Annotated in this window: 24 protein-coding genes; 11 read left to right on the top strand and 13 right to left on the bottom strand. The window is 60.4% G+C overall.

The annotated features are described in order from the left end of the window. Entirely contained in the window at positions 1-684 is a 684-nt protein-coding gene (locus tag IAI51_RS10390; protein WP_187678398.1) for a response regulator transcription factor, read from the top strand. Continuing rightward, on the top strand, positions 662-2056 hold the full coding sequence (locus tag IAI51_RS10395) for a sensor histidine kinase (RefSeq protein WP_187678399.1): 1395 nt from the start codon (positions 662-664) through the stop codon (positions 2054-2056). Before IAI51_RS10390 ends, IAI51_RS10395 begins: the two co-directional genes overlap by 23 nt. A gap of 129 nt (positions 2057-2185) precedes the next feature. Here IAI51_RS10395 and IAI51_RS10400 read toward each other — a convergent pair whose 3' ends face one another. From IAI51_RS10400 to IAI51_RS10410, 3 genes are read right to left on the bottom strand one after another with little or no spacing between them, the layout of a single operon-like run. Next, positions 2186-2596, bottom strand: a complete 411-nt coding sequence (locus IAI51_RS10400; protein WP_187678400.1) for an SRPBCC family protein — start codon at positions 2594-2596, stop codon at positions 2186-2188. 22 nt (positions 2597-2618) lie between these two features. Then, positions 2619-3416 carry an SDR family NAD(P)-dependent oxidoreductase gene (locus IAI51_RS10405; RefSeq protein WP_187678401.1) on the bottom strand — a complete coding sequence of 266 codons (798 nt, stop codon included), beginning with the start codon at positions 3414-3416 and terminating at the stop codon, positions 2619-2621. Next, positions 3413-4435, bottom strand: coding sequence for an aldo/keto reductase (locus tag IAI51_RS10410; RefSeq protein WP_187678402.1), 1023 nt, complete (start codon positions 4433-4435; stop codon positions 3413-3415). The genes IAI51_RS10405 and IAI51_RS10410 overlap by 4 nt, the downstream gene beginning before the upstream one ends. Before the next feature lie 113 nt (positions 4436-4548). Between IAI51_RS10410 and IAI51_RS10415 the strand changes: the two genes are divergently transcribed. Then, positions 4549-5436: a LysR substrate-binding domain-containing protein gene (locus IAI51_RS10415; protein WP_187678403.1), complete on the top strand. Its 888-nt coding sequence runs from the start codon at positions 4549-4551 to the stop codon at positions 5434-5436. Positions 5437-5493: 57 nt separating this feature from the next. Continuing rightward, complete coding sequence (locus tag IAI51_RS10420; protein WP_187678404.1) at positions 5494-6420, top strand: LysR substrate-binding domain-containing protein; 927 nt, start codon at positions 5494-5496, stop codon at positions 6418-6420. On the opposite strand, the gene IAI51_RS10425 is transcribed toward IAI51_RS10420, so the two are convergent. The 3 genes from IAI51_RS10425 to IAI51_RS10435 all read right to left on the bottom strand — a co-directional run bounded on the left by IAI51_RS10425 (position 6335) and on the right by IAI51_RS10435 (position 8202). Further along, positions 6335-6934: a DinB family protein gene (locus IAI51_RS10425; protein WP_187678491.1), complete on the bottom strand. Its 600-nt coding sequence runs from the start codon at positions 6932-6934 to the stop codon at positions 6335-6337. The genes IAI51_RS10420 and IAI51_RS10425 overlap by 86 nt on opposite strands. A 110-nt stretch (positions 6935-7044) precedes the next feature. Beyond that, the gene (locus tag IAI51_RS10430; RefSeq protein WP_187678405.1) at positions 7045-7713 is read right to left on the bottom strand and encodes an HAD family hydrolase; all 669 of its coding nucleotides are present in this window, start codon (positions 7711-7713) and stop codon (positions 7045-7047) included. A gap of 75 nt (positions 7714-7788) precedes the next feature. Beyond that, positions 7789-8202 (bottom strand): response regulator, encoded by a 414-nt coding sequence (locus IAI51_RS10435; protein ID WP_187678406.1) that lies wholly within the window; start codon positions 8200-8202, stop codon positions 7789-7791. A 199-nt stretch (positions 8203-8401) separates the two neighbouring features. Between IAI51_RS10435 and IAI51_RS10440 the strand changes: the two genes are divergently transcribed. From IAI51_RS10440 to IAI51_RS10450, 3 genes are all read left to right on the top strand, one after another. After that, on the top strand, positions 8402-9343 hold the full coding sequence (locus tag IAI51_RS10440; RefSeq protein WP_187678407.1) for a class I SAM-dependent methyltransferase: 942 nt from the start codon (positions 8402-8404) through the stop codon (positions 9341-9343). A gap of 459 nt (positions 9344-9802) precedes the next feature. After that, positions 9803-10177, top strand: a complete 375-nt coding sequence (locus IAI51_RS10445) for a DUF6124 family protein (protein WP_187678408.1) — start codon at positions 9803-9805, stop codon at positions 10175-10177. Between the two features lie 246 nt (positions 10178-10423). Beyond that, on the top strand, positions 10424-10861 hold the full coding sequence (locus IAI51_RS10450) for a hypothetical protein (RefSeq protein ID WP_316249761.1): 438 nt from the start codon (positions 10424-10426) through the stop codon (positions 10859-10861). Between the two features lie 110 nt (positions 10862-10971). Here IAI51_RS10450 and IAI51_RS10455 read toward each other — a convergent pair whose 3' ends face one another. Further along, the gene (locus tag IAI51_RS10455) at positions 10972-11559 is read right to left on the bottom strand and encodes an NAD(P)H-dependent oxidoreductase (RefSeq protein ID WP_187678409.1); all 588 of its coding nucleotides are present in this window, start codon (positions 11557-11559) and stop codon (positions 10972-10974) included. Positions 11560-11644: 85 nt separating this feature from the next. Between IAI51_RS10455 and IAI51_RS10460 the strand changes: the two genes are divergently transcribed. Beyond that, positions 11645-12283 (top strand): TetR/AcrR family transcriptional regulator, encoded by a 639-nt coding sequence (locus IAI51_RS10460; protein ID WP_187678410.1) that lies wholly within the window; start codon positions 11645-11647, stop codon positions 12281-12283. Between the two features lie 85 nt (positions 12284-12368). Here IAI51_RS10460 and IAI51_RS10465 read toward each other — a convergent pair whose 3' ends face one another. Beyond that, complete coding sequence (locus tag IAI51_RS10465; RefSeq protein WP_187678411.1) at positions 12369-12995, bottom strand: TetR/AcrR family transcriptional regulator; 627 nt, start codon at positions 12993-12995, stop codon at positions 12369-12371. Between the two features lie 161 nt (positions 12996-13156). On the opposite strand from IAI51_RS10465, the gene IAI51_RS10470 reads away from it, so the two are divergent. Further along, on the top strand, positions 13157-13597 hold the full coding sequence (locus IAI51_RS10470; RefSeq protein WP_187678412.1) for a hotdog fold domain-containing protein: 441 nt from the start codon (positions 13157-13159) through the stop codon (positions 13595-13597). Positions 13598-13666: 69 nt separating this feature from the next. Here the strand turns inward: IAI51_RS10470 and IAI51_RS10475 are convergent, their stop codons facing one another. Continuing rightward, entirely contained in the window at positions 13667-14353 is a 687-nt protein-coding gene (locus IAI51_RS10475) for a GNAT family N-acetyltransferase (protein ID WP_187678413.1), read from the bottom strand. Between the two features lie 214 nt (positions 14354-14567). Here IAI51_RS10475 and IAI51_RS10480 point away from each other — a divergent pair, with 214 nt between their 5' ends. Next, positions 14568-14891, top strand: coding sequence for a YXWGXW repeat-containing protein (locus IAI51_RS10480; RefSeq protein ID WP_187678414.1), 324 nt, complete (start codon positions 14568-14570; stop codon positions 14889-14891). A gap of 41 nt (positions 14892-14932) precedes the next feature. After that, complete coding sequence (locus IAI51_RS10485) at positions 14933-15145, top strand: YXWGXW repeat-containing protein (protein ID WP_187678415.1); 213 nt, start codon at positions 14933-14935, stop codon at positions 15143-15145. Positions 15146-15184: 39 nt separating this feature from the next. Here IAI51_RS10485 and IAI51_RS10490 read toward each other — a convergent pair whose 3' ends face one another. From IAI51_RS10490 to IAI51_RS10505, 4 genes are all read right to left on the bottom strand, one after another. Next, complete coding sequence (locus IAI51_RS10490; RefSeq protein WP_187678416.1) at positions 15185-15979, bottom strand: energy transducer TonB; 795 nt, start codon at positions 15977-15979, stop codon at positions 15185-15187. After that, entirely contained in the window at positions 15976-16422 is a 447-nt protein-coding gene (tolR, locus tag IAI51_RS10495; protein WP_187678417.1) for a protein TolR, read from the bottom strand. The genes IAI51_RS10490 and tolR overlap by 4 nt, the downstream gene beginning before the upstream one ends. Before the next feature lie 13 nt (positions 16423-16435). Further along, complete coding sequence (gene tolQ, locus IAI51_RS10500; RefSeq protein ID WP_187678418.1) at positions 16436-17146, bottom strand: protein TolQ; 711 nt, start codon at positions 17144-17146, stop codon at positions 16436-16438. Between the two features lie 91 nt (positions 17147-17237). After that, the gene (locus IAI51_RS10505; protein WP_187678419.1) at positions 17238-19142 is read right to left on the bottom strand and encodes a phytase; all 1905 of its coding nucleotides are present in this window, start codon (positions 19140-19142) and stop codon (positions 17238-17240) included. Positions 19143-19154: the final 12 nt, after the last annotated feature.

Below are 19154 nucleotides of genomic sequence, written 5' to 3' on the forward strand. Positions count from 1 at the left end.
ATGACTCGCATATTGACCATCGAAGACGACGCCGTGACCGCCCGGGAAATCGTCGCCGAACTCAGCAGCCACGGCCTCGACGTTGACTGGGTCGACAATGGCCGCGAAGGCCTCGACCGCGCCGTGAGCGGCAACTACGACCTGATCACCCTCGACCGCATGTTGCCGGAGCTCGATGGTCTGGCCATCGTCACCACCCTGCGCACCATGGGCGTGGCGACGCCGATCCTGATGATCAGCGCCCTCTCCGATGTCGACGAGCGCGTGCGCGGCTTGCGTGCCGGTGGCGACGACTACCTGACCAAACCCTTCGCCACCGACGAGATGGCCGCGCGGGTCGAAGTGTTGCTGCGCCGGCAGAACAGCGGCGCCACTCAAGCGACGACGTTGCGGGTGGCGGATCTTGAGCTGGATCTGATCAGCCACGAAGCACGTCGCGCCGAGCAGGTGCTGACGCTGCTGCCGACCGAATACAAATTGCTGGAATTCCTGATGCGCAACAGCGGACAGATTCTGTCGCGGATGATGATTTTCGAAGAAGTCTGGGGTTATCACTTCGACCCCGGCACCAACCTGATCGACGTGCACATCGGCCGTTTGCGCAAGAAGATCGACGCGGCGGGCAACGTTCCGCTGATCCGCACGGTACGGGGCTCGGGTTATGTCATTGCCGAACCCGTCTGACGGCTGGCGCTCCTCCAGCAGCCGCTTGCTGGCGCTGTACAGTTCGCTGTTCGTAGCGTGGAGCGCGATCCTCATGGGAGTCATGTACTACGAGGTTTCCGGCTACCTCGACAACCTCGCCAAACATTCGCTGATGCAACGTCAGCACCTGTTTTCGCACTTTCGCGGCCAGCAACTCGATGAAGCGCTCGCCGCGAGCATGACCTTCGATATTCGCGGCATCGACGCTTACGGTCTGTTCGACGCCGAGGGCCGCTACCTCGGCGGCGCCTTGCAACAACTGCCGGAAGGCCTGCCGCTGGACGGCAAGATCCACATGCTTTCCGAATGCGCCGACTCCGATGATCCGACCCTGCCCGCCGACAGCTGCGATGCTGTCGCGACGCAAACCCGCGATGGTCGCTGGCTGGTGCTGCTGCGCGATAACGGCTCGCTGTTCGCCGTGACGCGGATCATTTTGCATGCGTTGTTCTGGGGCGTGTCGCTGACAATTCTTCCGGGGATCGCCGGTTGGCACTTGCTGCGGCGCCGCCCGTTGCGGCGCATTCGTGCGATTCAGGATCGCGCGCAAGCCATTGTGGCCGGCGACCTGACCCAGCGTTTGCCGCTATCCAACCGCCGCGATGAGCTGGACATGCTCGCCGCCATCGTCAACGCGATGCTGGAGCGCATCGAGCGCCTGATGAATGAGGTCAAAGGCGTCTGCGACAACATCGCCCATGATCTGCGTACCCCGCTGACCCGCTTGCGCGCGCAGTTGTATCGCATGCAGCAACAGGCCGGTGAAGGTTCGCAGGAAGCCGCGCAACTGGATCTGGTGCTGGCCGAGGCGGATACGCTGATGGCGCGGTTTCGGGGGTTGTTGCGGATTTCCGAGCTGGAGGATCGTCAGCGCCGTTCAGGGTTTGTCGAACTGGACCCCGTGTTGCTGCTCGAAGAACTTCACGAGTTTTACCTGCCGCTGGCCGAGGAAGGCGAACTGCGCTTCGAACTGAACATGCCGGAGACCTTGCCGCCGCTCAATGGTGATCGGGCGTTGTTGTTCGAGGCCTTGGCGAATCTGCTGAGCAACTCGATCAAATTCACGCCCGCCGGCGGCACGGTGATTTTGCGTGGGGTGAATGATGCCGGGCACACGCGGATTGAAGTACACGACTCAGGCCCGGGGATTCCCGAAGCCGAACGCGAGGCGGTGTTCCAGCGTTTCTATCGTGCCGAGGGCGGGCAGCCGCAAGGTGGTTTTGGCCTGGGATTGTCGATTGTCGCGGCGATTGTCAGCTTGCACGGCTTCAGCCTGGAAGTGCGCAGCAGTGACTTGGGTGGGGCGAAACTGGTGCTGGATTGTCGGCAGAGCCTGATCGCCAACACCTGACCGCTCCTTGGAATGCAATCCCTGTAGGAGTGAGCCTGCTCGCGATAACGGTGTATCAGTCAAAGAAGATATCGACTGACCATGCGCCATCGCGAACAGGCTCGCTCCTACATTGGATTGTGGCGTTCTTCAGGCCGGGTAATTGGCCCGAAGGGCCTCTAGGCCGCCCTGGTAGATGCCGCTGAACAACGCCACCACTTCCTCATCGCTCACACCTTTGGCGGTGAAACGCCCCGACCACGTGACCCGTGCCCCCTGCCCTTGGGCTTCAACCTTGATCGTCGCCAGATAATCGGTGGCCGGGAACGGTGCCTGTTCAATCGAATAGCCGTAGGTCCTGGCGGCATTGTCGAACGTTTGCAGACGTTCAATCACCACGGCGCCATCGGCGGTTTGCAGGGTGCGTACACGCCCGCCGTCGCTGAGTTCGCTGTTGGGAATGAACGGCAGCCAGTCCGGCAGCGTGTTGAAGCCGCCGATCAATTGCCAGACCTGATCGGCCGAAGCCGGGATATCGATGGTTGCGGATGCAGTTGCCATAAAAACGTCTCTCGTAAGGAATTCAGATTGTCAGGCTGTCGACCACACCACCGTCGACCCGCAAAGCGGCGCCGGTCGTGGCCGAGGACAGCGGTGAAGCGATGTAGGTCACCAGATGTGCGACCTCTTCGACATCGGCCACACGCTGGATGATCGAGGTCGGACGCGCCTTGCGCACAAAGGCGTCGGCCTCGTCACGCAGGTTGCGGCCGGACTCGGCAGCGGCGTCCTTGAGCATCTCCTCCAGACCATCGGTGAAGGTCGGCCCCGGCAGAATCGCATTGACCGTCACGCCGGTGCCAGCCAGACGTTTGGCCAAGCCATGGGACACCGCCAGATTGGCGCTTTTGGTCACGCCATAATTGATCATGTCGGCCGGCGTCGCCACCCCGGATTCCGAAGACAGGAAAATCACCCGGCCCCAGCCCTGCTCGACCATCACCGGCACATAATGCCGCGACAGACGCACACCGGAAATCACGTTGACCTCATAGAAGCGCGCCCACTCGCTGTCCGGCGCGTCGAAGAAGTCGACGTCATTAAAGATGCCGAGGTTATTCACCAGAATGTCGGCTTTCGGTTCTGCGGCGAAGAGTTTCTCCGCGCCTTCGGCGGTGCCCAGATCCGCCGTCAAACCGCGCAACTGGGCGCCAGGCACCTTCTGGCGAATGCTCGCCAGTGCCTGCTCGACCTTGGCCGTGTCGCGGCCGATCACCACCACCGTAGCGCCGGATTCAGCCAGCGACTGGCTGATGCCCAAACCGATACCAGCGGTGCTGCCGCTGACAATGGCGAGTTTTCCACTCAGATCAATCTTCATGCTTTCACCTCATCGATTGGCAATGGTGCACGTTCGGACACCAGTTTTGCGTCACGCATGGCCTGCCAGAAACCAGCAGGAATGGTCGCCGACAGTGCGGCCACGTCTTCGGCGATGCGACCCGGCTTGCTCGCACCGGGAATCACCGCTGCAACCGCTGGATGAGCCAGCGAAAATTGCAGGGCAGCGGCTTTCACATCGACGTTGTAAGCCGCAGCGATGCGTTTGATCTGTTCAACCCGGGCGACGATTTCAGGGTTGGCCTTCTGGTATTCGAAGTGCGCACCGCCAGCCAGAATTCCTGAGCTGTAAGGGCCGCCAACGACGATTTCAACGTTTTGCGCCAGCGCCGCCTCCATCAGGCGTTGCAATGGACGTTCGTGGTCGAGCAGCGTGTAGCGCCCCGCGAGCAGGAAGCCATCCGGCTGCGCCTCGGTCAGATCCAGCGTCAACTCGCACGGCTCGACCTTGTTCACGCCCAGGCCCCAGCCCTTGATCACGCCTTCTTCACGCAAACGGGTCAGCACTTTGAACGCGCCGGTGCGGGCCTGATTGAAATATTCCAGCCATTGATCGCCGTAGAAGTCCTGAGCAATGTCGTGCACCCACACGATGTCGAGACGGTCGGTTTGCAGGCGATTGAGGCTGTCCTCGATTGAACGCAGGGTCGCGTCGGCGCTGTAGTCGTTGACGATCTTGTTCGGGCGACCGTGTTCGAACACCCCGCTCTTCTCGCCCAGATCGCGGGCAGCGGCGTCTTCGACTTCATCGAGAATCACCCGGCCGACCTTGCTGCTCAGCACATAGTCGTCGCGCTTGTATTGTTTCAGTGCTTCACCGAGGCGGATCTCCGACAAACCCGAGCCGTAGAACGGCGCGGTGTCGAAGTAGCGCACACCGGCATCCCACGCGGCATGCACGGTGGCCTGCGCTTCTGCTTCGGGGATGGCGCGGAACATGTTGCCCAGTGGGGCGGTGCCGAAGCCCAGTTGGCCGGGCAGTTTGTCTTTCAAGCTCATTGGATTGTCCTCATTCGTTGCGTGGTCTGCGTGACCGTTGAGCAGATCCTAGATTGCGACACCGAGACCGTCCAAGACATAATGCGCATCACTTGAGTCCCTAGAGGTCTGACATGATCGACATTCGCCAATTGCGCTACTTCGTCGCCGTCGCCGAGGAAGAGCACGTCGGCCGTGCTGCCGAGCGGCTGCATATTTCCCAGTCACCGCTGAGCCGGCAGATCGCCCAGCTCGAAGAGCGCCTGGGCCTGACGCTGTTCGAGCGCAGCCAGCAACGCATTCGTCTGACCCGCGATGGCCAGACCTTCCTCGCTGAAACCCGCGCCCTGCTGACCCACGCCAATCGCCTGGAATCCCTCGGCAAGCGACTGGGCCGGGGCGAAGAAGGCGGGTTGTGCATCGGCTACATCGAAAACGCCATGCACGCCGGCGTCCTGCCCAATGCCTTGCGCGTGCTGCGGGTGGACCGGCCGAACGTACATGTCGCGCTGTACAACCTCAGTTCCGCCGAGCAACTGGAAGGCTTGCGACAGCGTAGTCTCGATATTGCCTTGGTGAGTGAGCCGCCGACCGATGACGATCCGGATCTGCTCGGATTTCAGGTACTCGATGATCCGATGCTGTTGGCGTTGCCGGAACAGCATCCGTTAGCTGGCAAGGTCTCATTGAGTCCAGAGGATCTGGCCGATCAGGAATGGATCGGCGTGCAGCCACGGCAGGATGCGAGCGATGAGTTCGTCAGCGCGTGCATCCGTGCAGGCTTTACCCCGGATGTGCGGATGCAGGCGACCGAGCCGTTTACCGCACTGGGGCTGGTGGCGTCGGGGTTGGGGATTGCCATGATCCAGAAGGGTTTGAGCCATAACGCCCCACCGGGGGTGGTGCTGCGCGAGGTGCCGTGGCTGGCGTTTACTACACCGCTGTGGGCGGCGTGGCACCGGATCAATTTGCGGCCGTTGGTGGAGACGTTTCGCAAAGTGCTGACAGGCACCGCCCCCTGACTTCAGGAATGACTGGTTTCACTACACTGAAGAATCCGCACATCGGAGGCTTTGGGCATGAACCGTAACGACCTGCGCCGCGTCGACATGAACCTGTTGCTGATTTTCGAAACGCTGATGTTCGAAAAGAACCTGACCCGCGCCGGGGAAAAACTGTTCCTCGGCCAACCGGCGGTCAGCGCTTCCCTCGCCCGTCTGCGCGATCTGTTCGACGATCCGCTGCTGGTGCGCAACGGCCGCACCCTCGAACCCACGCAACGGGCGCTGGCGATCCTCAAGGAGCTGCAACCGGCGATGGACACCATCTCGGGTGCCGTCAGCCGCGCCAAGGATTTCGACCCGCTGGCCAGCCGTGACGTGTTTCGCATCGGTCTGTCCGACGACGCGGAATTCGGCCTGCTGCCGCCGCTGCTCAAACAGCTGCGCGAAGAAGCACCGAACGTGGTGGTGGTGATCCGCCGGGTGAATTTTCTGTTGATGTCGTCAATGCTCGCCACCGGGGAAATCTCCGTGGGCGTCAGTTACACCACCGAACTGCCGGCCAACGCCAAGCGGAAAAAGCTGCGCGATTTACGCTGCAAGATCCTCCGTGCCGACGACCGTCCCGGTGCGCTGACCCTCGACGATTACTGCGAGCGCCCGCATGCGCTGGTGTCGTTTTCCGGGGACCTGGGCGGGGCCATCGACAACGATCTGGCGCGGGTCAATCGCAGCCGTCGCGTGGTGCTGGCGGTGCCGCAATTCGCCGGGTTACGGGCGATTCTCGCCGGCACCGACATGCTCGCCACCGTGCCGGACTTTGCGGCGTGTGCACTGGTTGAAGGCAGCAACGGTTTGCGTGCCGACGACCCGCCGTTCGACATCGTCCCCTCGGAGCTGTCGATGGTCTGGAACGGTGTTAACGACAACGACCCTGCGGAACGTTGGTTGCGCTCGCTGATTGCCCATCACATGTCGGCTCCGCTGCCGCTGGAGGCGCACTGAACGCTTTGAAATTCGGGTCGACCTCGCGCAGATAAACCGGCAGATCGGTCATCGGCGGCATCTGCGGAATCTCGAAATACATCTGGATCACCCAGCCACGGTGATAGCTGTTGTGGTTGATCACATGCAGGAAAATCGCCCCGGCGTTCATGCTGCCGCCGTCGCCGGAGACGAACTTGAAATCGATCTCGCGATTGAGTGAAGCCTCGGTCTGTTGCTGGCTCCAGGTGCTATACCAGCGATCGACGTCCTGCTGGGCCTGGCGCAATTCGCCGAGATCGGCGTGCACCAGATCATGGGAAGACTGAAAGCCATGGTCTCGCCCCTCAAGGTGCGCCTGCCAGATGCGGTCAACCACGTAGATGTGGTTCAAGGTGCCGATCAGGTTCTTGAAGATCGTTTTGCGCTCCTTGGTGATTTCCTCAGGAGGCAGTGCTTGGAGGCTGTCGAACAGGCGTTGATTGGCCCAGGATTTGTAATCAGCAAACAGGTGGGCAGTGGCCAGGTTGATCATCATGAGGCTCCGCAGGCACAAAAAGGCTGATCCTATGATAGCCCGAGTTGGCGCGGGCGCCGTGGGGCCTGATCGTCGGTCACGATCTACCCCACAGCAATCGTGGTGTGTCAGGCCTTGTGCAGGTGAAGCTGACCGGCGCTGTCGACTTTGACGCTGATCGCCTCGTAACTGGCCAATGTCGCATGCGACGTTTCGAGTGGATGCTGGTGCGTCGTGGTGATGATCATCAGCGGCGCGCCGGCGGCTTCGGCGGCCTGAATGCCGACGGCAGCGTCTTCGAAAATCAGGCAGTCGCGCGGCTCAAGTCCCAGGCGTTTGGCGGCCAGAATATAACCGGACGGATCGGGTTTGCCGGCCTTCACATCCTCGGCAGTGATCATCACCGCAGGCTCGGGAATGCCCGCCGCTGCCATCCGCCGCAAGGCCAGATCCCGCGGCGCCGAGGTGACCATGGCCCAGCGCTCGGCGGGCAGGCGCTTGAGAAACGCTGCCGCACCGGGAATCTCGACAATGCCTTCAACGTCGCCGATTTCCGCCTCGGTGATGAACGCCGCTTGTTCTTCGGCATTCACTCCCGGCAAGTTCAGGCGATTGATGGTGTCGATGGCCCGCGCGCCATGAATGGTCGGCAAAAACGATTCGACGTCCACGCCATGCCGCACGGCCCAGGCTGACCAGATCCGCTCGGCGGCGGCGATGGAATTGAGGACGGTGCCGTCCATGTCGAACAGGAACGCGCCGAACGCGCGGTCAAAAACACAATCGTGAGCAGACAAAGGGTCGCATCCTCTGGCAATGGCAGGCAGGTTGGCCGGGCAATGTAGCATTGCCCGGCCGCACCACCCAGCGTCTCAGTGCAGGCGCGGCGCCTTGGACTTGAACGCGCTGTCCACACAGTCGAGCAATTGACCAATGGCCCAGGGCTTTTTGATAAACGCCACGGGGTACTTGACCCCGGACGTCTCCGGCGTTTCATAGCCGGACATGACCATCACCGGTTTGTCCGGCCAGCGGTCGCCAACCAGATTGGCCAGATCCGCACCATTGAGGGTGCCGGGCATGGTGATATCGGTCAGCAGCAACGCCACTTCCGGCGCATGCTCCTCCAAATATTGCGATGCGGCGTCAGCACTGGTCTGCGGCGCAACCCTGAAACCTTCCTCCTGAAGAATTTCGCAGAGAAACTCCAGAATCAACGGATCATCCTCAACCACCAGAATCAATCCGTCAGGAAGGTGCGTGTCCGCCGTCGGTGTTGGGCACATGGAACTGCACTCCCTGAATTGCATTAACGATTTAGCGGCTTGAATCCGCTGCTTATCTGGTATGAGCGGCGGGTTCTGCAGAAATTCATTTTTGATACAGGTGTTTTCCGAATAGTCGTTTTTGTCCATTGGCGACAGGCGTTCGCGAGGGCGTAATTGTGGTTAAAATGCCCGCCCTTTTGCTTGCCGACCGTGACCGATGAACCCTGAAGCCCTCGCCACCCTCCACGCCCATTTGCTGCCCGCGCTCGCGGCGGCACCGAGCGAGACCCGCCGCCTGTTCCACGGCCGCGGACGTTGCTGGCCGGGGCTGGAGCAGTTGACCGTGGACTGGCTGCAAGGCGTGGTGCTGGTGTCGTTGTTCAAGGAGCCGGCGCCTGAACAGCTTGAAGACCTCAAGCGCTTGCTGCTGGACATCAGTGGTTCGAATGAGTGGCAACAGGCCGGCGCGCATACCCTGTTAATCCAGCACCGTTACCTGCCGCAGAGCACCGCACAATGGCTGGTCGGTGAAGAGATCGACGAAATGACCGTCGTCGAAGGCGGCTTGCAATACCGCGTCGATCTCGGTCGCAAGCAGAACGCCGGGCTGTTTCTTGACATGCGTTACGGGCGCAATTGGGTGCGCGAACAGGCAGACGGCAAGCGCGTGCTGAACCTGTTTGCCTACACCTGCGGTTTTTCCGTCGCGGCTATCGAGGGGGGCGCCAGCCATGTGGTCAACCTGGACATGTCGCGCGCAGCGTTGAGCCGTGGACGCGACAATCATCGGTTGAACGGGCATGACCTGAACAAAGTCAGCTTCCTTGGCCACGACCTGTTCAAGTCCTGGGGCAAGGTGATCAGCAGCGGCCCGTATGACCTGGTGATCATCGACCCGCCGTCGTTCCAGAAAGGCAGTTTTCTGCTGACCAAGGATTACCAGCGCGTGCTGCGCCGTTTGCCGGAACTGCTGACTGCTGACGGTGTGGTGCTGGCGTGCATGAATGACCCGGCGTTCGGTTCAGACTTCTTGATTGATGGCGTGACGCAGGAAGCGCCGAGTCTGCGCTTCGAGCAGCGGTTGGAGAACCCGCCGGAGTTTCCTGACATAGATCCTGAAAGCGGCCTGAAAGCCCTGGTCTTCCAACGCACTCACTGACACAACAATATCCCCTGTAGGAGCTGCCGCAGGCTCGGGCCGCGATCGGACGATCTTTTGATCTTGCCCCTTTAAAAACCAGATCAAAAGATCGCAACCCACCGCAGCTTCCTGCGTATTTCAATTCGGGATGTTTAAAGGTTGTTTCGAATTTGCAGAACCTTCCCACAATGTTTTCAGGTTGTCCGTCGGACGTCAGGTCTCTAGCCTGTGCTCGTCGCTGCCAATTCAGCGACCGGGACTGGAAACCCCGTGGGACTGCAGAACGCAAAAGCGCCATTCATGACGTATGATTGCGCACCTTTTTGGTGTGCACTTTGTTATGGCGGCTGTGCGTGGGGGACCTTCGGGTCGTCCGGGTTTCTCTGCTCCCCGGGTTTCCAGCCTTGCGTACAGCTGCCACCCATTCGACCGGAAGCCGAATGGACCAGCTCCACAGCTTAGAGAGAGAAGAACACCATGAAAAAACCAACACCCAACCCGCCAGAATCAAAAGCCACCACCGACACCACATCCCCCTACGCCTCAGTCGACAGCAAAAAACTCCACGAAGCCGCCGACCGCGCCCTTGATTACTACCTCAATCCCGGTGCCGGCATCATGTCCAGCGCCAACGAGCCGGAGTCCATGTACTTCGCCAACCCCAGGTACAACACCGAATCCCTGCTGGCCAACGCCAGCGAAACCCTCGGCTCGGCCAGCGAAATGCTCAACAACTTCGCCGCTTCACTACCGCCCTCACATCGCAAAACCGCTCTGGGCATCGCCCAAATCGTGATGCTGGGTGAACTGGCCGTCAACCAGGCCCTCGATCACGTAGAAGTGCAACCTTAGGCAACTCCCTCACCACAGTTTTTCCAAGCCAATCCAGGAAAACGCGACCCAAAATCAGGGGTCGCGTTTTTTATATCAATCCGCAAACTGCATGGATAATCTGTTTTCGATCATTCCTACGCAGAGCGTCGGCATGATCAATACACCGCAAGCGTTTTCATGCCCGCTGATTTACCAGCCATGCTCGAAGGGAATACCGAGGCGCAAAGTGATAAGGAAATTTTTTACGAACAGGCAACTTAGTCTGTGGGTGGTGGCAGTTCTATCGGTCAGTGCGATCTTTATGGCTTTTCTGATGCTTGGCGATATTTCGAACCGCCACGATATGAAAATGATAAAACGAAAGAACCGTTGATGATCGAAGGTCCAAATGGCGACGAGAATTACTATGTCCTGCCTCTGGGTACCACGCTATATCACGATAAAAGTTTTCCTGAAGGGCATGATCGTTATGTGGTGTATCTCAACCACAAAGGTGCTATTGCCCACGAAGACGTACCGATGAAACCTGAGTATGGCGGTTCCTTTATTGATCCGCTCTGGTTGGCCAATGTTGATGCGGACAATTTGAAAGACATTTTCAAGCGTTTCCCGCTTTCCAAAAAAGACATCGCCGCCGCTATCAAAGCCAATGAAATAACCAAGGATGATCTGGCCGACATCATTCGCTCGATGCCAGATTGATCGACTCTGTAGGAGCTGCCGAAGGCTGCGATCTTTTGATTTTGATTCTAAAAAACAAGATCAAAAGATCGTCCGATCGCGGCCCGAGCCTTCGGCAGCTCCTACAGGTGTTACTTGGCCATTTGGGTGCCGAGCTCTCGAGCGACATTCAGTTGCTGCCCGGGATCACGCAACTCCGACTCCGGCAGCAACGTCGAACTCAGCACCGTCGCCCCGCTGTAATTGAAAATCCCGTGTTCGATCTGCGCCTTCATCGCCGCGCCATAGCCATGGCGCTCATAGGTGCGCGCGTCCGCCCCGGCGAGTTGGACCAGATGCACGCGCATGCGCTGAAGCAGCTTCACATGGCTGAGGTCACCGCCGAAATCAAACGCCCAGCCATTGCTGAAAACCCGGTCGATCCAGCCCTTGAGCAGCGCCGGCATCGACCACCAATACACCGGGTACACCAGCACCAATGTGTCGGCGCGATCAATGCGTGTCTGTTCGGCCAGCACATCTGCAGGCGGCTGAGCCTCGCGGTGATGCACGGCAAAATCCGCAGCGCCGAAGCGTGGTTCGAAGCCTTCAGCGTATAGGTCGGCGAATTCGACGGTGTTGGCAGGATCAGCCAGTGTCAGGCCTTCGGCGATCTGCGCCGCCACGCCATGAGTCAATGAGCGCGGATCGTGATGCGCGATAACAATCAATGCGTGCATGGGAAATCTCCTGTTGGTGAAGACAGACCAAGGCTTATATACTCTTGGTAAGTTACGGAAAGTAAGTTACGTTTGGTATATAGCGATGTCAACCCACGAAATGTCCGAAGAGAATTCCCCCGCCCAACCGCGCCGGCGCCTGTCCCGTGAAGACCGCCTGCGCCAGTTGCTCGACGTTGCCTGGCAGATCATCCGAGTCGAAGGCACCGATGCCCTGACCCTCGGTTACTTGGCCGAGAAGGCTGGCGTGACCAAGCCGGTGGTCTACGACCACTTCGTCACGCGTGCAGGATTGCTGGCGGCGCTGTACCGGGATTTCGATGCCCGTCAGACCGTGGTGATGGATGCCGCTATTGCTAACTGCGAGCCGTCGTTGGTCGGCACCGCGTCAGTGATCGCAAGTGCGTATGTCGATTGCGTATTGCTGCAAGGCAACGAAATTCCCGGGGTGATTGCCGCGCTGGCCAGCACGCCGGAACTTGAGAAGATCAAGCGTGAGTACGAGGCGATCTTCCTTGAAAAGTGTCGGAGCGTTCTTGCGCCTTTTGCCAGTGGCGGGCAGATCACCCAAGCGGGACTGCGGGCAATGCTCGGCGCCGCCGAAGCGCTTTCCCATGCGGCAGCCAACCGCGAAATCAGCGCCGAAGAAGCCAGCAACGAGCTTTTCGCAACGATCATTGCGCTGGTCGAAAGAGCGGCCGCCCGCGCGACTATTGGAACTTGAGCCCCCCGGCGCTTGAGCCTCACGGGCTCCACTTCCTCCCCATCAAAGAGCTTTGCGGCTCTTTTTTTGTCTGCGTCAATCAGCGCTAAGGTTCGTTGTCACTGCGAATAGACTGCCACGCCGCTTGCGCCAACAACTCGCGATACGCCGTTGGACTGCCCTTCACCCTTCCTGCCAACCAGGCTCGGCAATAACTGTCGGCCTGGCCGATGATCAGCGACGGCAACAGTTCGGCAGGCAGCGCCTTGAGTTCAGCGGCGCGCCCGGACTCGGCCAGCCACTCACGCAGACGCACATTGCGCGTCTTGTTGCGCTCGGCCAATTCTTCCTTGAACGGGCCCTTGGTCACGGCAAACCGCGCGTGGTACTGAAACCGCGCCCATTCCGGTTGGCGCTCGACCCAATCGACATAGCTGAACACCAGCGCCTGCACGCCCTCTTCCGTGGTGTTTGCCGCGTCCAGATAGGCGTCACGCAGGCGCGCCTGATCCTCAAGGGCGGTAAAAAACAGCGCCGCCACCAGGCCTTCCTTGTTGCCGAAATGGTGGTAGATCGCACCGACGCTGGTATCGCATTCGGCGCGGATCATGTCGATGGTGGTGGCTTCGATGCCCTGCTCGTTGAACAGGCTCAGGGCCTTGCGAAAAATATCGCGCTTGAGTTCGGCCCGGCGGCCCGGGTAGCTGCGTTCAAGTAAATCTGCGTTGTCCATGCGGCTCAAGCCTGAAATATGGAGTTGAAAAGGCACGCCGTGCCTATGGCAAAAACACGCCTAGGTTGACAGATTTCCCACAGACAGAATACCGTTCCGCTACAGAACTATATTCTGTAAAGGAACATAATTCCGTAAAACGCTTCCATTGAGGTTTCTCCATGAGCCAGTTTCTCAGCATGTTCAATAGCGCAGGCCCTCAGGCCTTCAGCCAGATGGCCTGCCAGGTTGCGCCGTACTTCAGCAGCATCAACCCGCTGGTGACCGAGTTGCGCGCGAATGCCGCGACAGTGCAAGTGCCGTTTCGCCGCGAGATCACCAATCATTTGGGCACTGTGCATGCGATCGCCATGTGCAACGCGGCGGAACTCGCGGCCGGGATGATGACTGACGTCTCGATCCCAGCCGGCGCCCGCTGGATTCCCAAAGGCATGACCGTGGAATACCTGGCCAAGGCGAAAACCGATGTAACGGCCGTGGCCACTGGCGACGGCATCGATTGGCAGAGCGAAGGCGACAAGATCGTCACCGTGGACATTCACGATACCGAGGGCAAACACGTGTTCACGGCGCGGATCACCATGAACGTGAAACTTGCCTGAACACTGCGGCCACAAAAAAGCCCCTGCTGCCGGACTCGCAACAAGGGCTTTCGGGATGCCTATGGCTGATCAGTGAACGGTCAGCCGTTGGCGGACAAATACCTCGGTGTGACGGGCGGTTTGATCGAGATGCCTGTCGCGCTGCTTCTCGGCATCGAGCATGGCGCGCTTGCCGTTTTTCTGTAGCAGATAGGTGTGGATCTGCTGCACCTCCAGCGAACGGTAGATCGGCATGGTGTCGATGAACCCATGCAAGCCGTTGCTGCGGTAATGCCGCGTACTCATCAGCACTTGCGTCTCGCGCTGGCCGATCACCTCAAAGCCCAGTGCCTCGAAATACGGGACTTTGCCGACAGTGCAGGCCAGTTCGGCGTGGGGATAAAGCCCGACCATTTCAGCGATCATTGCCCGCGCCACGCCCTGACGCCGATGCCCTTCGCGCACCGCCATGTAAGCGACGCTGCACGCCTCCCAATCGCCCTGCACCGGCAGGTACAACAGGAAACCGATGACTTGCTCCGGGTCGTCGTCATCGGTGGCAACCAGCAATTCCACATCAGTGCCCTTCTCGCCATTCAACGCTTCCAGATACAGATGCACCTCATAGCCGACCGCGTACTGATAGACGTTGTACAGCAGATTGCTCGGGCCAAGGCCCACGGCGCTGATGTCGGTCAGGTAGTCGACGACCATCTGCAGAATCTGGCTGTTGACGCCTTCGGGGCATGGGGTTTTGTAGTGGGTGATGCGTGGCATGACGAGCGACCTCCGGCGGAAAACCGCGACATCATACCTTGTGGGCTGACTTCGCCTGTATCGGCAACGACAAATCGAATGTTGCCGAGCCCTTACGTTCCCGCAGGGTTGTGCCTGAAAAAAATTTCATCTACGGCAAACAGGATTTTTCGCGGATTTGGCATCCAATTCTTCAGCTGCGTTCACTTTCCGACGCAGGCCTTGAGGAGTTGTCATGAGCGTTTTGCGTTCCCTGTCCAAATGGCGAAAAACCTGGCTGCTGGTGCCGTTGACCCTCGCAGCGCTGGCCAGCGGCCCGGTGTTTGCCCAACAAGTGGTGATCGTCCAGCAAGCGCCACCGCCAATGCGCATGGAAGTGATGCCCGGCCCGCGTCACGGCTATGTCTGGGACCAGGGCCATTGGCGCTGGCAAGGACGTGGTTATGTGTGGATGCCCGGTCACTGGCAACCGGTGCGGTACAACGCGCACTGGAAACCGGGGCACTGGCAGGCACGAGGGCCGAACTGGTTCTGGGTTGAAGGGCACTGGGTGCGTTGATTGCCACGCGCCTGCACTGATCACTTTGCGGGAACACCATCATGTCGAAAGCCGTTAAATCCCTGCTCGCCGCCACGCTGGTCGCCATCACCCTGTCCGGCTGCGTCGTCGCGCCGGCCCGGCCGCATCGGCCACCGCCGCTGGTGGAAGTCGTGCCGGTCATGCCTGCACCGGGTTATCACTGGGTCGCCGGTCACCACCGCTGGGCCGGTAATCAATGGCGCTGGGTACCGGGGCACTGGCGGGCGTATTGATCGTTGAGGACTGGCGTCACCGCGGTGGCGCCGCCGCATTCACTTGATCCGATAGTGAAAGGTATTGCGCACCGCCGGCACTGACACGGCGACGCCGTCGATGATCCGCGGCTGATAACGGAAGGTTTGCGCCGCGGCCATCGATGGGCGAATAAACAATGGATGGCAGCCGTCCAGCACCTTGGGGTTTTCGACCCGGCCTTGCGGGTTGACCGTGTACTCCACGGAGCAATCACCTTCGATGTTTTTATCCAGTGCTCGCTCCGGATACTCCGGCGCTTCTTTGCTCAGCGGCAGGTATTGGCGGCTGTCGGCCAGCGCTTGCTGGCGCGCACGTTCGGCCTGCTGCGCCTGCTGTTGAGCCTGGGCGGCCTGTTGCTGCGCAGCCTGTTGCTGCGCCAGCCGTTGCCGGGCGGCGTCGTCTTCACGCTTGCGCGCTTGCTCGCGTTGTTGCTCGGCCAGTTGCTCGCGTTTGCGCTCTTCCACTCGCTTGCGCGCCAAGGCCGCCTGTTCGATTTTTTGCGTTTGCGGTGCTGGCTCGGCCTTTGGCTTGACGGGTTCGACCGGCGCCGCCACCGGCTCTATGACCGGTGCAGGCGTCGGTTCAGGCGCGGGAGGTTGCGCGACGGGCGGTGCCACCATCACTAATTGCGTGGTCAGCACCCGAGGTGGCGGAACCTGCGGGATCGGCGGCGACCAGGCGTTGATCAGCAGCACTAGCACCACGACGTGCAAGGCCACCGCCAGCGTCGCCGCGAGGCTGTGTTGCCAGAAAGGGTTGCGCGGCATCGGCGCTGAAATCGTTGCAGGACTGTGCATGATCATCGCCGTCATTGCGGGGCCTCGGTCACCAGCCCGAGGTTAGTGACACCACCCTGTTGCAACGCCGCCATGGCCGCCACAACACTGCCGTAACCGGCGTCCTTGTCGGCGCGGATGTACACCTGCGTGTCAGCACGCTGCGCGACGATCTGCTCGACCTTGGCGCGCATTTCATCAAGGGCCACGGCACTGTCGGTCTGATGTTGGGTGTCGAGTTCGCCGCCCAGATTCCAGTAATAACCACCCTCGGCTTTCACCGACAACGTCAGGATTTGCTGGCGCGTGTCGGTAGCCAGGGCTTCGCTGGCGATCTTCGGCAGTTCGACTTTCACGCCTTGGGTGAGCATCGGCGCGGTGACCATGAAAATCACCAGCAGTACCAGCATCACGTCGATGTACGGCACCACGTTCATTTCGGCCTTTGGCCCGTGCTTGCGTTGCGGCCTGACTAGCATCGTGTTTCTCCTTTCAAGCCGCAGCGGCGAGGTTCAACGGCGAGCCGTGCAATTGCCGATGCAGGCGCACTTGCAGCTCGTTGCCAAAGGCGTAGTAACGGGTGAGCAAAGTCTGGCTGCGTGCCGAAAAGCGGTTGTAGGCGATGACCGCAGGGATCGCCGCGAACAGGCCGATGGCCGTGGCGATCAACGCTTCGGCAATCCCCGGCGCCACCGTCGACAGCGTCGCTTGTTGCACCTGAGACAAACCGAGGAACGAATTCATGATCCCCCACACGGTGCCGAACAGACCGATGTAAGGGCTGACCGAACCGACCGTGGCGAGAAACTGCAAACCCTTTTCCAGTTGCACTTCCTGCTCGCTGATGGCGACGTGCAGCGCGCGTTCGACGCCTTCCTGCACCGCATCGGCGTTGCCGTCAGCGTGCCGGTTCAGGTGATTGAACTCGGCAAATCCGGCATTGAAGATCGGCTCGATCCCGGCCTCGGCCACCGCCACCTGCGCCGACTCGCGATACAGCGGCAACAACTCCGGGGTGTGGCGGAAACGCTGGACGAAATCATTCAGGCGTCGCTCACGTTGTCGCAGTACGCGACTGCGCAGCACGATCAGATACCAACTGAGCATCGACGCCAGCAGCAGAATGAGCATCACGGCCTTGACCAACAGGCTCGCATCGCTGATCAGCCCCCAGATTGTCATGTGTTCGAGTGTGGCCTGCATGGTGAAACTCCTTGTGGGCAATGGCGGTCGTCGCCAGAGACGTCGACCGCGTCGCTATTCGATGGAAAACAAATGACCGATTGATGACAGATCAGGGCAACTTCAGCGTCTGGGTGACTTCATCCCACGGCACGAACTTGAAGTTCTGACTTTGCTCGGGCATGCGCTTGCGGCCGTCCTGCAACACCAGCAAGCCTTTGCTCCACGGCCCGCCGAGGTTGGCTGAAGCGACTTCCAGACCGTCGGTTTCCGAGGCACCGTCTATGCCTGCATCCGCGTTGAGGCCAACCCGGAACGCACCGCGCACGGCGAATGGCGGTTCGGCATCCAGCACCAGATAGCTGTCGTTGCCCTGGCTGGATACCACCAGATAGTCGCGCGCCGCGCTCTGATACAGCGCCAGACCTTCAACATCGGCATGCAACGGGCCACCGACCTTGATCACACTGGCGAGGGTCGCTGGCTGATCGGCACGGGCATCCACGGCCCAGACGCCGACGTCCTCCTCACCGAGAAACAGGCGCTGACGCTGGTCGTCGGCGACACACCCTTCGGGCTGGCTGTCGACCTTGAACTGGCGCACCAACTCACCCTGTACCTTGCCGTTCGGCGCACCGAGGCGGTATTGCAGGAAGGTGCCGTCCTTGTCGTTGGCGATCGCATAGATCTCGCCGCTGGCGGGCTGGAACAGGCAAATGCCGTAGATGTCTTTGAGCGGCGTCGGCACTTCGCCGATGTCGCGCAACTCGCCACTGCGGCGGTCGATGGCGAACAGGCTGAGGCTGTTGTGATCGCGATGGCTGGCCACCGCCAGATCGACGGTCTGCTCGCCGAGTTTGAAGTTCGGCCGCACGTCGACGTTGTTCAAACGCCCGACCGGCAACTCCTGCACCAATTTGCCTTGCAGGTCATACACCAGCAGACCTTGCTTCTTGTTGGTGCCGAGCACGCGGCTGAGGGATGGCTGCTGCGGATGCACCCAAATCGCCGGATCGTCCGCCGCATCGCCCTGACGTGCCACCGGGTCGCTCTGCACTTGCGCCGCGACGCTCGGCAGCACTGGCGGCAATGCCAACGGTGTCGCGCGCCAGTCGAGGTCGCCTTGATAGACACGGCCATCATCATCGTCGCGGATCAACACTTGCAGGCCTTTGGCGGTTTCGCGAAGGGCAAGATTTTCCGGCTCTTTCAGACCCGACAAAGGCAACGTTGCCTGCACCGTCCAGCGCTCACCCTGTTGCTGAAACAGATGCAATTGCGCAGCTTTCGGATCGAGGCCGACGATGCCGCCAGGCACCAGCGCGACGGCGCCCGCCTCGCCTTTGATCTGGCCGAACGGTTCGCGCATGGCCACTGGCGAACGCGTAACATCGCCTTCGGCCTGCGCCGGGTAAGCCCACCAGCCGACATTTTCTTCGTTGACCACCAATTGATGCGCGGCGTCATCGACCCGGCAGAACTTCGCCGACGGCGGCAGCGGCAAACCGCGCACCCGTTGCGCCTGCGCGTTCAGCTTCGCGCCATTGCCCACCAGCCATTGCTCGCCCTTGCCCTCCTCGCCCACCAGAAACACGAACAAGTTGTCGGCGTCATCGCGATACAGGCACACGCCGTTGACCGCAAAATCCCGCGCGGGCAAATGCAGCGGCGTGCCCCAGGTGCGCTTGGCCGGATCAAGTCCGACCACCAGTGCCTGCTGGTTGGCGTTGTCGAGGCTGGCCACCCACACCCGGCGATCATCGGCGCGGCTGTCCAGACTGCTGAAAGAGCCCTTCAGGTGCGCCAGCTCCGCGCCTTGGTCATCAAGTAACAACAGGCCGTTGACGGGACTGACGCCAAGGCGCAGGTCACCCGGTAAAAAACTCAGTTCTTCAAGCTTCAGTTTCGGCGCCCAAGGGGTGAGCGTCAGGCTTGGTGTGGCGGCCAGCGTCTGGCCGGCAGCCAGCGCGATCAGTGCGCCCAACAGCCAATGTTTATGTCGCAGAGAAATACTCATGAACCGGCAGAA

This window comes from Pseudomonas sp. N40(2020), from assembly GCF_014472415.1.
Lineage (GTDB): Bacteria > Pseudomonadota > Gammaproteobacteria > Pseudomonadales > Pseudomonadaceae > Aquipseudomonas.